8 protein-coding genes are annotated in these 13,235 nt (G+C 64.6%); 3 read left to right on the forward strand and 5 right to left on the reverse strand.

Going from position 1 to position 13,235, the window contains the following annotated elements:
• Positions 1-73 precede the first annotated feature (73 nt).
• The gene (locus E1N52_RS09770; protein ID WP_165979355.1) at positions 74-3,421 is read right to left on the reverse strand and encodes an ATP-binding protein; all 3,348 of its coding nucleotides are present in this window, start codon (positions 3,419-3,421) and stop codon (positions 74-76) included.
• Between the two features lie 700 nt (positions 3,422-4,121).
• Here E1N52_RS09770 and E1N52_RS09775 point away from each other — a divergent pair.
• Both E1N52_RS09775 and E1N52_RS09780 read left to right on the forward strand, forming a co-directional pair.
• The gene (locus E1N52_RS09775) at positions 4,122-6,827 is read left to right on the forward strand and encodes an ESPR-type extended signal peptide-containing protein (RefSeq protein ID WP_133182318.1); all 2,706 of its coding nucleotides are present in this window, start codon (positions 4,122-4,124) and stop codon (positions 6,825-6,827) included.
• A gap of 58 nt (positions 6,828-6,885) precedes the next feature.
• Entirely contained in the window at positions 6,886-7,812 is a 927-nt protein-coding gene (locus E1N52_RS09780) for an OmpA family protein (RefSeq protein ID WP_133182319.1), read from the forward strand.
• Between the two features lie 107 nt (positions 7,813-7,919).
• Here E1N52_RS09780 and E1N52_RS09785 read toward each other — a convergent pair whose 3' ends face one another.
• Genes E1N52_RS09785 through thiL form a run of 4 tightly spaced genes read right to left on the reverse strand, consistent with a single transcriptional unit; the run spans position 7,920 to position 10,616 of the window.
• Complete coding sequence (locus E1N52_RS09785; protein ID WP_133182321.1) at positions 7,920-8,468, reverse strand: cupin domain-containing protein; 549 nt, start codon at positions 8,466-8,468, stop codon at positions 7,920-7,922.
• A 55-nt stretch (positions 8,469-8,523) separates the two neighbouring features.
• Entirely contained in the window at positions 8,524-9,024 is a 501-nt protein-coding gene (locus E1N52_RS09790) for a CinA family protein (RefSeq protein WP_133182323.1), read from the reverse strand.
• A gap of 34 nt (positions 9,025-9,058) precedes the next feature.
• The gene (locus E1N52_RS09795) at positions 9,059-9,637 is read right to left on the reverse strand and encodes a phosphatidylglycerophosphatase A family protein (RefSeq protein WP_133182325.1); all 579 of its coding nucleotides are present in this window, start codon (positions 9,635-9,637) and stop codon (positions 9,059-9,061) included.
• A complete protein-coding gene (thiL, locus tag E1N52_RS09800) occupies positions 9,627-10,616 on the reverse strand; it encodes a thiamine-phosphate kinase (protein WP_133182326.1) in 990 nt (329 codons plus the stop codon). Before thiL ends, E1N52_RS09795 begins: the two co-directional genes overlap by 11 nt.
• A 186-nt stretch (positions 10,617-10,802) precedes the next feature.
• On the opposite strand from thiL, the gene E1N52_RS09805 reads away from it, so the two are divergent.
• Positions 10,803-13,097 (forward strand): NADP-dependent malic enzyme, encoded by a 2,295-nt coding sequence (locus E1N52_RS09805; RefSeq protein WP_133182328.1) that lies wholly within the window; start codon positions 10,803-10,805, stop codon positions 13,095-13,097.
• The last annotated feature ends 138 nt before the right edge of the window (positions 13,098-13,235 follow it).

Below are 13,235 nucleotides of genomic sequence, written 5' to 3' on the forward strand. Positions count from 1 at the left end.
AGGCAGGTCGACGGTCGCGCACTGACCGTCACTGCCTTTGCCTGCGGGCGTCATGTTGACGACGCCCGCGCGGCTAACCCGATTTCGAGCGTCGCGCGAGCGCGCGTAGTGCTTCGAGTTCCGCCGCCACGGCGGCCGCCAGATCGCCGACTTCGTCAGTCCACTCGCCCGTTTCGCGCATCGTCGCGCGCAGCTCAAGGCAGGCTTCATTGATCATCGAAGGGCCCAGCACCGCCAGTCCGCCGGACACGCGGTGCGCCCAGTCGCTCATCCGTGCGAAGTCGTGCTGTGAGGCGATCTGCGTGTAATCGGCGATATCGCGTTCTGCCTGCGCGATGACAATATCGGCGAGTGCGGCCGGCAGTGGCGGGAAGCGGGGCAGCCCGGTTTGTGAATCTCCTTCGGAGTCCTCTGCGAGCGTTGCGTTTGACGTGGCTGACACAATTGCGCGTTCGCTCGGCGCGGCGCTGATCTGCGCCGACACTGCGGCCAGCACCCGGGCGAGTTCCGCGAGCGGGACCGGTTTGGTGAGATAGTCGGCAAAGCCGAACGCGCGCCCTTGCGCGATCTGCTCGGGCAGCGCGTCCGAACTCACCGCGTAAATCGGCAAATGTGGGTGCCTTGCGCGCGCGGCGTCCAGCAACGCATAGCCGTTCATGCCTGGCATGTTCAGATCCGTGAGAATGAGGTCCGCCGGCTGCTCATTGAGTCGCGCTAGCGCCTCCTCGCCGTCCTTCGCCTCGATGACGGTTGCGCCGAGTATGCGCAACTGGTCACGCAGCAGTGCGCGATTGAGCCGGTTGTCCTCGGCGATCAGCACAGTGAGTGCTGCGAAATTCTCGTCTGTCGTGGGCTGGTCTGCAGCGGGTTGCCGCGCATGCTCCGCCGTCACTGCTGGGCTGCGAACCCGCTTCTGCGTCGCCGCGCGAATGCCGGCGAGGCTGTACAGGCTCACCTCGACTGCGCCGCCGACGAGTTCGAGCGGCACGAGCGGCCCGTCCTGGCGCAGCCACACGATTCTCGCGTTGTCGGGCCAGAGCGAAGCGACGTCGTCGCCGGCGAACTCGTCAGTCACGAGCAGGTAGTCGAATGTGCCGTCACGCTGCGGTTCGTCGAGGCTCAGGAAAGTCGGCGTGCTGCTGCGGGTGTCGAACAGGTTCGCCAGCCACTCGCGGTTCTCCGGCGCGCGGCACAGGATGGCGGGATGTGCATCGGGCAGCGTCCATTCATCTCCGGCCGTGGCCTCGCCTTCGCGGCGCAGCGGCAGCGTGACGGCCACGCGAGTTCCCACGCCGAGTGCGCTTTCGAGTTCGACGCTGCCGTGCATCAACTGGGCGAGCCGGGCGCAGATCGAAAGCCCGAGGCCGGTGCCGCGCGCTTGCGTGAGACGATGGGCATCGCCTTGCGCGAAGGGCTGGAACAGGTGTGGCTTGAGGTCTTCGGGAATGCCGTCGCCGGAGTCGCTCACGCTGATCTCCAGCGCACCTTCGCTCCAGCGTGCGCGCAGGACGATCTTCCCGGAGCGGGTGAACTTGAAGGCGTTGCTGAGCAGGTTGTTGGCGATCTGCGCGACGCGCACGGCGTCGAAGTGAACCTGCGCCGGAATGGCGCGATCCATCACGAGATAGAACCGCAGGCGCTGGCGCACGGCGAGCGGCGCATGGGCGAGTGCGATGCGAACAACGAGCGTCGCAATCGAGCGAGGTTCTTCGACCAGCTTCATCTGACCCACGTCGATCTTCGAAAAATCGAGCACATCGCTCACGATCTGCAGCAGTTCGGCCGAGGAGTTCTGCATGGCCTGCACGCGCGCGCCTTGTTCCGGCGCGAGCGGCCCGCGCGCGACGAGTTCGATATTGCCGACGAGCGAAGCGAGCGGCGTGCGGATCTCGTGGCTCATCGCGGCGAAGAAGCTCACCTTGGCGCGCGCGGCTTCGTCGCTCAGGCGCTTGGCTTCACGCAGCAGACGCTCCACTTCGTAGCGCTCCGACATGTCGGCTATCGCGCAAAACAGGACATCTTCGCGATTCATCGTGGCCGGCGCATAGGTGATGGCGAGATGCAGACCTGCTTCGCCGGGCCGCTCCAGCGAATAGCGCAACTCATGCACCGTCGTCTCGTCCTCGTGTTTCGCGGGCGCGGGCCACGGCCGGTGCTTCTCGAACTCAGTGCACAGCGCATTCGGCAAACGCGTGGCGTGCTCGTCGATCCCGAGAACGTTGCGCACGATCTGATTCGCCACGACGATCTCGAAATTGCTGCGCCTGACGATGCACAGGCCCACCGGCGTGGCGTGCACGAGCAGATGATTGAGCAACTCGCCTTCGAGCGCGCGCGTGGCTTCGTCGTAAGTACGCGACAGCACCTGGCGATTCCAGTAGCGCGACAGCATGGAGAGCATGGCGATGAGGGCCGCCGTCAGGATCAGGACGATGATGACTGGCGTGCGCGTGATCGCGAAGAGATCGCCCCACGACAGCGCGACCATGTAGTGCCCAAAGCCATGCACGAGCGGCGCTTCGCGCAGTGCGAAGCCGAAGCGGGGGAGTATGTGGAAGTTGCCGGGGGCGAGGTTCGCAAGGAGCCGGTCGATATATTGCGCGTCAGCAGGGGGCAGCGGGCCGGCAAGCATGGTGCCGTCGGCGCCGAACAGCGTAGGGGTGGTCGACGGTACGCTGGCGCTGGGGGCGAGGAAGAGCGAATCGAGATCGACGCTCGTGATCGTGAACGCGTAGAGCGTACCGTTCCTGAGCACAGGCAGCGCGCCGAGTACCAGATCGGGCGGGAAGCCCAGCGCTTCGGGCGGGCGGAACCAGGCGACCTTGATACCTTTGGCTGCCGCGACCGGATCCAGGCCGCTGGCTGTGATGTGCACGAGCGCCGCATCGACCAGCGTGCGCGCAGCTGCGGCCGGCTGCAAGTGCGACGCCTTGGGGGCGATGCCGCGGCTATAGGCTGCGCTGCCGTCGGCGCGCAGGAACATGATGGGAACATCGGACGAGACGATGTCGAGCACCCCCACGATGTGCTCGCACACCCCCCTCAGATCTGGTGATCCGTCCATGCCTTCGAAGGTCGTCGCGCAGCGTGATGTTGGCTCGGCGTTCAACTGTACCGTGGGTGTCGATGTGGTTTCGAGCACGAGGACAACGCCCGCACTGCCGAGCAGGGTGTACAGCCGGTCGAGCCGGGCGTTTGCCTTGGCATTGAGCGCGTTTGCCTCCAGCGCCTGCGCGCGAAGCGCGCTGAATCCGATACCGCCGAGCGCGGCGACGGCCATGCACAGCGCAGCAAAGATCAGCAGGCCAGTGAGCATTGCGAAGACATGCCGCTCACGCGTGAGGTTGCGCTGGAGCGTCTCGAGCGCGGCGAACGGCGAAACTGAAGGCGCGGAGTCGCGGCGGCCGAAGCGGGGCATCATGCGAATCGACGTTCCTGGGCGAAGCATACCCAATCGCCACGTAAATCGGAGCATGGCCTGCCCATTGCCGCCTGGTCTTGCGCCGGTCTGGCTGGGGCTTCGCTGGCCACGCTGATCCGCACGTCTCTCGTCTTATCCGTCATGGGCGCAATCGAGGTGCCAGAAGTTAGGAATCTTAAGAGGATGCCCGAAAGATGCAACATAAGCCCATGCTTCGCAGCGAAGCGTGCCAGTTCATTATAAGTCAATGCCTGACAGCTCCTGTCTGACCTGGATTGCGCTCCGGCGCGGGCGAAACGAGCACTTCTCGTCAGTTCGCTATTTGCAAGTGTCTGAACGATTTATGCCTGTTGGCTAACAATAGGAGTTGTCCGATACTTTCCGCTCCCCGCCTTCCTTAGTATCGAGGTCATGATGCTGAGGCGGCACTTCGTCTTTCACCTCGCGCGCCATGCGTGCGAGCGTCTCGAATCACTCCTCTGCCGGCTTCGTGTCGAGCGTGCCGAATTCGGACCGCTACCGCTTCTTTATTGCGGCTCAACGGCGTGGTCGCTCACAGAACGAGATTTCCTGTGCCAAGCAGGCATGAACGAAAACCAGACTTGAAGCCAGGCGAATAGATCCAGTTCGGCGCAATTCCAGGCGATTTGCAAACTCTGCAAAACCAGTTTTAGTTTATAAATATAGTTAAGGAATACTAATGAATAAGACGCATCGCTCTATATGGAATGAAGCGACGGGGACATGGGTTGCGGCTTCGGAACTTGCTAAAGGCAAGAAGAAGGCAAGCGCGGCGAAGGCGATCGTGATTGCAGCAGCGGCGCTAAGCGTAGTGAGCCAGGCACACGCATATAGCGCTGGCGGGACTGGCAGCACCGCTTCGAATGACAGTGGCATTGACTCAAACATTGCGATTGGTTCGAACGCATATGCGGCTGATACTTCACTTAATTATTTGCTTGTGAACGATGGTCGCTATCTCCAGCAGTTCAACCTTGCGATCGGCGCCAGTGCTAGTGCGACGGGAATCGGGTCAATGGCAATCGGCCAGTACACGCTTGCCAGTGGTCAGAATGCGGGCGTGGTCGGCTTCGGTGCCACCGCTACGGGCGCATTTGGAACCGTGGTGGGTTCGCTCGGAACGGCAGCCGGCGCTGCCAGCAGCGCTCTGGGTTACAGGTCAGCAGCAAGTGGCGATTTCGCTACCTCAATGGGCAGTTACAACAACGCGTCAGGCTATGCGTCGGTGGCGATGGGCATGTACGCGAATTCGACCGGCGACAGTTCGGTTGCCATCGGTGGCTACTCGAAGTCGGTGGGTGGCGGCTCGGTGGCGATAGGCACGAGTGCCGTCGCGACCAATGCAAACGACGTCGCGCTAGGCACCGATACGACCACAGCGGTAGCGGTCAACACGCCGGGCGCGACGATCGGCGGCAATAGCTACACCTTCGCAGGCACGAACGCGAAGAGCACGGTATCGGTGGGTTCGGCACGCAATGAGCGCACGATCACCAACGTTGCGGCAGGCCAACTGACGGCTTCGTCGACCGATGCGGTGAATGGCTCGGAACTGTTCGCGACTAACCAGCAGGTTACGCAGAACGCAACCGACATTAGCAACCTGCAGGGCAACGTTACGACCATCAACGGCCAGCTCGCCGATGCGGTGATGTATGACTCTTCCGCGCATGACTCGGTGACGCTGGGCGGAGTGGATGCGACCACGCCGGTGGCGCTGCACAACGTAGCGGCGGGTGAAGTCTCGGCTACGAGCTTCGACGCGGTGAACGGTTCGCAGCTGTACAACCTGGCCAGCTCGACGGCAAATTCGTTCGGCGGCGGTTCGACTGTGAACAGCGACGGCTCGATCTCGAACCCGACCTATATCGTGGGTGGCGACACCTACAACAACGTCGGTGGCGCCATCACGAATCTCGATGGCCGCGTGACGCAGAACACCACCGACATCACGAACCTGCAAGGCGACATCACGAACATCAATGGCAAGCTCGCCGATGCCGTGCTGTACGACTCGTCGGCGCATGACTCCGTGACGCTGGGCGGAGTGGATGCGACCACGCCGGTAGCGCTGCATAACGTAGCAGCGGGTGAAGTCTCGGCTACGAGCTTCGACGCGGTGAACGGTTCCCAGCTGTACAACCTGGCCAGCTCGACGGCAGACTCGTTCGGCGGTGGCTCAACGGTGAACAGCGACGGCTCGATCTCGGCGCCGACGTACCTGATCGGTGGCGATACGTTCAACAACGTGGGCGGCGCACTGACGAACCTCGACGGCCGCGTGACGCAAAACACCACCGACATCACGAACCTGACGAACAACATCAACAACGGCACGATCGGTCTGGTGCGGCAAGCCACGCCGACGAGCACCGTGACGGTGGCGAAGGACACGGGCGGCACGACCGTCGATTTCACGGGCACGGCAGGCACGCGTGTCTTGACGGGCGTGTCAAACGGCGCGGTGAACGAATCGAGCGTGGATGCGGTCAACGGCTCGCAGCTCTACGCAGTGAGCCAGAGCATCACGAACATCAGCAGCCAGCTCGCCGATGCCGTGATGTACGACTCGTCGGCGCACGACGCGATCACGCTGGGCGGCTCGGGTTCGACCACGCCAGTCTCGATCCACAACCTGGCTGACGGCGTGGCGGATTCCGACGCGGTGAACGTTGGCCAGATGAACGCCGCGCTCGCGAGCGTCACCAATATCGCCGAAAACTCGACCGATCCGATGTTCTCGGCTCAAGGCGATCGCAACTCGGAAGCGGCCACCGCAAGTGGCACCCATGCCACTGCAGGCGGCGCGAATTCGGTGGCAAGCGGTGCGACATCGTCGGCATATGGCGCGGGCTCGCAAGCCACCGCAAAGAATTCGACGGCGCTCGGCGCGGGCGCTACGGCAACCGCGGAGAACTCGGTCGCGCTGGGTGCAGGTTCGGTGGCCGATCGTGCAAACACGGTGTCGGTGGGATCGGCGGGCAGCGAACGCCAGATCACCAACGTCGCGGCGGGCACGGCGGGCACGGACGCGGTCAACGTCGACCAGTTAAACGACGCGGTCAGCAATGCGACGGGCAGCGCCGTCCAGCAGGCCACGCAGCAGTCCAACGCGTACACGAACCAGCAGATCGGCATCGTTCGCAAGCAGATGAACGCACTGGGCGCAACGGCGATGGCGGCTTCGTCGCTCATCCCGAACGCACGGGCGGAAGGCAACTTCCAGGTGGCCGTTGCGGCCGGTACCTACGGCGGCGAAAGCGCCCTGGCACTCGGCGCGAACTGGTATGTGGGCGACCGCCTGCTGTTGAACGCGCACGTTGCTCGCTCGACTGGAAGTGGCGGCAGCACCGGCGCTTCGGTTGGCGCGACATTCGGGTTCTGATCGCTCAGGCGCAACGCGTGGCCCGCCAGGGGAAATCGTGGCGGGCACGGAGAAACTCATGAACAAAACCTTGATATGCGCGGCGCTGCTCGCGGCGCTGGCGAGTACCCAGGCATTCGCCGGCGTCGGCAGCGACGCCGAGGCGCTGATGCCTGCCGCACAACGGATCGCCGATCCGTATCAGCGTGGCCTCGCCGAAGGCTGGCTCGAGATCGCGGCGCGGCAGGATAGCCACGTCCTCGTATCGAACGTTTATAACGACGCGGCGGCGCGTGCGCTGAACAACGGCCGTCACTTCATCGATGGCAGCGTGCCGTTTCAGCCGATCTACGGCGAGAAGAACTGGCCGCCAGTCGAAACGCGCGAAAAGTGGGTGAATGCGCTGCAGGAAATCGAGCGCGTGAACCAGCGGGCTTCGGAGTCGCCGTGCCGCGGCGAAGACGCGGGGCGCCTCTCGGCGCTAAGCGACGAAGCGTGGAAAGAGCAGGACGAAACGCACGGCACGCGCTGGGTGCATGGTTGGGATGCGATCGAGCGCGCGCACAAGCTCGCGCAGCAGGTGAACAGCGAACTCGACAAGTGCGTGCCGCCGACGGCGAAGCCACTGCCTCAGCCCGAGACGCCGATGTCGCTCTCGGCCGACGCGCTGTTCGACTTCGACAGCGCTGTGCTGCAGCCGGAAGGTCAGCGCCAGGTGCAATTGCTGGCGAAGCAATGGCTTGAATCTGGCGCGAAGGGCCGCACGCTCGGCATCACGGGCTACACCGACCGCTTCGGATCGGCCGCGCACAACCAGCGGCTTTCGCAGCAGCGCGCGCGGGCCGTCGCGGATGAGTTCGAGGCCCATGGCGTGCATGCCGGACAAGTCGAGGTCAAAGGCAGCGGCGCCACGAAGCCGCTGCGCGTGTGTCCGGGCAAAACGGCGACCGCCTCTGTGGTCGCCTGTCTCGCGCCCAACCGGCGCGTAGAGATCGTCGAGAAATAAGCGGCGGTGCAACAAAGCACGCTAGTGGCAGGCGTGGCGTGGCGCGGACGGCTCGCGAAAGGCCGTCCGTTTTGTATTGTGCGAAATTCGACGCTGCCGCCGCGCGCCTAATCTTTCTTCGCGGCAGCAGCCGCAACGGAAGCCGGCTTGCCGAACAACTCGATGATCGATCGATGCAGCGGATATTTTTCGGCGAGCGCGCTCGCATCGGCGATCTCGAATTCGCTGAACTCGAACCCCGGCGCGACTGTGCAGCCCACGAGCGCATAGGTCGAAGGATCGCAGCAGCGCGCCGCGAACCAGTGTCCGGCCGGCACCACCGCCTGGAACACGGTGCCCGGATGGTCGAGCGCGTGGCCCAGCTTGCGCGTGGAGAGCACGCCACGTTCGTCGATCGAATGAATCTCGATGGGCGAGCCCGCGTAGAAGTGCCAGAGCTCGTCGGAGCGGATGCGGTGCCATGCCGAATAGGCGCCTTCCGCGAGCAGGAAGTAGATGGCCGTCGAGGCCGCGCGCGTGCCCTCTGCCGCGGCTGCGCCGTCGCGGCGCACGAACTTGTCGGCCCGATAGGTTTCGCTGTAGTAGCCGCCTTCGGGGTGCGGTTCAAGCCCGAAGCGGCGGATCAATTCTTCGACTGCGGTATTCGCGGCTGCCATGGCATGGGCCTCCTTGGTGGGCCCGGCCGGCGCTCCAGCGAGGCGCGGGCCGGTTTTAGCGTTCCTGTTCGTCGATGAACGCGAGCAGCCCGCGCAACGCGTGCGCGGCGGCCTGCACGCGAATCTGTTCGCGGTCGCCCTTGAAGACCAGCGTCTCGACGCTCGTATGCAACCGGTTGCTCCAGCCGAACGACACCATGCCAACCGGCTTTTCCGGTGTGCCGCCGCCCGGTCCAGCGACGCCGGTGATCGAGAGCGAAACTTGTGCCCGGCTGTTGCTGAGCGCGCCTTCGGCCATCGCGCGCGCGACCGGCTCGCTCACCGCGCCGTGCTTTTCGATGAGTTCGGGCGGCACGCCGATCATCTCGGTCTTCGCCTGGTTCGAATAAGTGACGAAACCGCGTTCGAACCAGACGCTGCTGCCGGAAATGTCGGTGACGGCGGTGGCGACCATGCCGCCCGTGCAGGATTCGGCGGTCGCGAGCATGAGCCGCCCGTCGCGCAGCTTGTTGCCGACGCGGATGGCGAGTTGGTGGACGACGGAATCGGTAGCCATTGCAGCAATCCGTTGGGTTGGCGGCGAGGTGGCGCTAGACCGACATGCGCCAGAGCGCAATGACGAGCAGCGTAAAGAATGCGGCGACGATGTCGTCGAGCATGATGCCGAGGCCGCCCTTGAAGCGCCGGTCGAAATAGCGAATGGGCGGCGGCTTCACCATGTCGAAAAAACGGAAGACGACGAAGGCCCAGAGCCGCCCCTCGAAATCGACGGGCGTGATCATGAGCAGCACGAGCCAGAACGCAACGATCTCGTCCCAAACGATGGCCGACGGATCATCCGTGCGCAGCTTCTTCGCCGTGAACCCCGTGATCCAGATGCCCGCAAAGAAGCCAAAGAAGATCAGCAGTCCCCACTCGGTCACCGTGAGATAGCGGTTGAGCACCTCGAAGGATGCCCAAGCGAACAGCGTGCCGGCCGTTCCGGGCGCGAGGCGCGAGAGCCCCGAGCCGAATCCGAGCGAAATGATGTGCAGCGGATGGGTGAGCATGAACGGCGCGTCGGCGCGGCGCGGTCCGCCGGCCTGACCGCCCGTGCCGGGTGCGGCGGCGTTGCGTGCCGAGCCTGACGGAGGTGCCGGCTGCCCGGCGGGCGTGGGGTCAGTCTGCATGGAAGTGATCGAAACCTTGCAACGTCAGATTGAGCGGCGTGCCACCACCGTCGCGCCAGGCGATCTCGGGGGCTGCGTGCGGCGAAGTGCGGGAAGTCATTGTACCGATGCGCGTGACACGCACACCGGCCTGTTGCGCCGCCGCCGCGACCGCGTCACGCTGCGCGGGAGCCGCCGTGAAACACAGTTCGTAATCGTCGCCCCCCGCGAGCGCGCATTGCAACTGCACGTCGCGCGGCAGGCGCGCAAGCGCGAGCGAGAGCGGCAGGGCGTCGACGTCGATCGTCGCGCCGAGGTTAGAGCGTTCCAGAATGTGGCGCAGATCGCCGGCGAGGCCGTCCGAAACGTCGAGCGCCGCGCGCGCCACGCCGCGCAGCGCGAGGCCCAGCGCCACGCGCGGTTCGGGGTATTCGAGCGCCCGGCGCAAAGTCCCGGCGTCCTGCTCGCTCACCTGCCATTCGCCGCGCATCATGCCGAGACCCGCGCGCGCGTCGCCGGGCGTGCCGGAAACCCAGATGTCGTCGCCCGCGTGGGCGGCGTCGCGCCTAAGTGCGGCATCCTGACGCACCGAGCCGAACACCGTCAGGCACAGGTTCAGCGGCCCCGCCGTGGTATCGCCGCCGATCAATTCGCAGTCGAAGCGCTCGGCCAACTCGAAGAGGCCCGCGCTGAACGCGGCTAGCCAGTCCTCGTCCGCCTTGGGGAGCGCGAACGCCAGCGTGAAGCCGAGCGGCTTCGCACCCATCGCGGCGAGGTCGGAGAGATTCACGGCGAGCGCCTTGTGGCCGAGCGCGTGCGCATCGATGTCGGGGAAAAAGTGGCGGCCCTCCACGAGCATGTCGGTCGAGACCGCCAGCATTTCTCCGGCGGCGGGCGCGATGAGCGCGCAGTCGTCGCCGATGCCCAGCGCGGCGCGTTGCGTCTTCGTGCGCGCTCGCCGCGCAAAATATCGGTCGATCAGGGAGAACTCGGAAAGCATGACGAAAGGATTATGACGGTTGGGAAATGGCCGTCGCCGCAAAGGGCGCCCTGGCATGACTTTCCCTCTATCGCGGTCGCGGCACTTGCGCCCGAACTGAAAGGAATGCTGCCGGGGATTGGCGCTACAATCGGTCCACTTAGCGTTCGAGTTGTCATTCTAATCCGCACTAACGTCCTGCCTCCCATGTCGAATCCTGCTACGAACAAGCTTCGCGAAGCCGCCCTCGATTATCACGAGTTCCCCACGCCCGGGAAGATCGCGATCGCGCCGACCAAGCAGATGATCAATCAGCGTGATCTCTCGCTCGCGTACTCGCCGGGCGTCGCGTTCGCGTGCGAGGCGATTGTCGAGAATCCGCTCAACGCCGCACGCTTCACGGCGCGCAGCAACCTCGTGGGCGTCGTGTCGAACGGCACGGCCGTGCTCGGCCTCGGCAACATCGGGCCGCTCGCCTCGAAGCCGGTAATGGAAGGCAAGGCGGTGCTCTTCAAGAAGTTCGCGGGCATCGACGTGTTCGACATCGAACTCAACGAGACGGACCCGCTCAAGCTCGTCGACGTGATCGCCGCGCTCGAACCCACGTTCGGCGGCATCAATCTCGAAGACATCAAGGCGCCCGAGTGCTTCATCGTCGAACGCGAAGCGCGCAAGCGTATGAAGATTCCGGTCTTCCACGATGACCAGCACGGCACGGCCATCGTGGTGGCGGCTGCCTTCACGAACGGCCTGAAGGTCGTGGGCAAGGACATCAAGGACGTGAAGCTCGTCGCCTCGGGCGCGGGCGCCGCCGCGCTGGCCTGTCTGGACCTGCTCGTCGACCTGGGCCTGCCGCTCGAAAACATCGTCGTGACCGACCTGGCGGGTGTGGTCTACAAGGGCCGCACCGAGCTGATGGACCCGGACAAGGAGCGATTCGCGCGTGAAACCCACGCGCGCACGCTTGCCGAAGTGATCGAAGGCGCCGATATTTTCCTCGGCCTCTCCGCGGGCGGCGTGCTCAAGCAGGACATGGTCAAGCAGATGGCGGCCAAGCCGCTCATTCTCGCGCTCGCCAACCCGACGCCGGAAATCCTGCCGGAACTGGCGCTCGAAGTGCGTCCGGACGCCGTGCTCGCCACGGGCCGCACGGATTACCCGAACCAGGTGAACAACGTCCTGTGCTTCCCGTTCATCTTCCGCGGCGCGCTCGACGCGGGCGCGACCACGATCACGCGCGAAATGGAAATCGCCGCGGTGAACGCGATTGCGGAACTGGCGCGCCAGGAGCAAAGCGATGTCGTGGCCACGGCTTACGGCATCCAGGATCTGCAGTTCGGGCCTGAGTATCTGATTCCGAAGCCCTTCGACCCGCGGCTGATCGTCAAGATCGCGCCGGCTGTGGCCAGGGCGGCGATGGACTCGGGCGTCGCGACCCGTCCGATCGAGGACATGGACGCCTACGAACAGCACCTCCAGCAGTTCGTCTACCACAGCGGCACGACCATGAAGCCGATCTTCCAGCTCGCGCGCGCCGTGGAGCCGGAGAAGAAGCGCATCGTGTTCGCCGAGGGCGAAGAGGAGCGCATCCTGCGCGCGGTGCAGATCGTGGTCGACGAAAAGCTCGCCAGGCCTATCCTGATCGGTCGCCCCTCGGTGATCGAGCAGCGCATTGCGCGCTACGGCCTGCGCCTGCACGCCGGCCAGGACTACACGGTCGTGAACACCGACCATGACGAGCGCTACCGCGAGTTCTGGCAGACCTATGCGAAGCTCATGGCGCGCAAGGGCATCACGCAGCAAATGGCGAAGCTCGAAATGCGCCGCCGCACCACGCTGATCGGCTCGATGCTCGTGGAAAAGGGCGAGGCCGACGGCATGATCTGCGGCACGGTCAGCACGACGCACCGCCACCTGCACTTCATCGACCAGGTGATCGGCAAGAAGGCGGGCTGCAACGTCTACGCGGCGATGAACGCGCTCGTGCTGCCGAACCGGCAGATTTTCATCGTCGACACGCACGTCAACGTCGACCCGACGCCGGAGCAGCTCGCGGAAATCACCATCATGGCGGCCGAGGAAGTGCGCCGCTTCGGCATCGAGCCGAAGATCGCGCTGTGCTCGCACTCGAACTTCGGTTCGAGCAACGCGCCGAGCGCCCAGAAGATGCGCGACCTGCTCGAGATCCTCCAGGAGCGCGCGCCGGACCTGCACGTGGACGGCGAAATGCACGGCGACGTGGCAATCGACGCGAACCTGCGCAAGGAGATCCTGCCCGAGTCGACGCTCGAAGGCGAAGCGAATCTGCTGATCATGCCGAATATCGACGCGGCGAATATTTCCTACAACCTGCTCAAGACGGCGGCCGGCAACAACATCGCCATCGGGCCGATCCTGCTGGGCGCGGCCAAGCCGGTGCACGTGCTGACGGCTTCCGCCACGGTGCGCCGCATCGTCAACATGACGGCGCTGCTCGTCGCGGACGTGAACGCGGCACGTTAAGCTCAGTCGTGCGGGGCGCCGGCGGCGCCCGATGACGCGATCCTAAAAATCGGTGTGCTCCTCTGAGCACGCCGATTTTTTTTGAGCGCGAGACCCGGTTCGAGCGAGCAAAATTGCCCGAAATGGGATTGTAAAATT

Source organism: Paraburkholderia guartelaensis, assembly GCF_004353905.1.
GTDB lineage: Bacteria > Pseudomonadota > Gammaproteobacteria > Burkholderiales > Burkholderiaceae > Paraburkholderia > Paraburkholderia guartelaensis.

Bases quoted from the DNA above. Each gene is read 5' to 3' on its own strand.
- E1N52_RS09770 (WP_165979355.1), bottom strand. From the start codon at position 3,421: ATGATGCCCCGCTTCGGCCGCCGCGACTCCGCGCCTTCAGTTTCGCCG.
- E1N52_RS09775 (WP_133182318.1), top strand. From the start codon at position 4,122: ATGAATAAGACGCATCGCTCTATATGGAATGAAGCGACGGGGACATGG.
- E1N52_RS09780 (WP_133182319.1), top strand. From the start codon at position 6,886: ATGAACAAAACCTTGATATGCGCGGCGCTGCTCGCGGCGCTGGCGAGT.
- E1N52_RS09785 (WP_133182321.1), bottom strand. From the start codon at position 8,468: ATGGCAGCCGCGAATACCGCAGTCGAAGAATTGATCCGCCGCTTCGGG.
- E1N52_RS09790 (WP_133182323.1), bottom strand. From the start codon at position 9,024: ATGGCTACCGATTCCGTCGTCCACCAACTCGCCATCCGCGTCGGCAAC.
- E1N52_RS09795 (WP_133182325.1), bottom strand. From the start codon at position 9,637: ATGCAGACTGACCCCACGCCCGCCGGGCAGCCGGCACCTCCGTCAGGC.
- thiL (WP_133182326.1), bottom strand. From the start codon at position 10,616: ATGCTTTCCGAGTTCTCCCTGATCGACCGATATTTTGCGCGGCGAGCG.
- E1N52_RS09805 (WP_133182328.1), top strand. From the start codon at position 10,803: ATGTCGAATCCTGCTACGAACAAGCTTCGCGAAGCCGCCCTCGATTAT.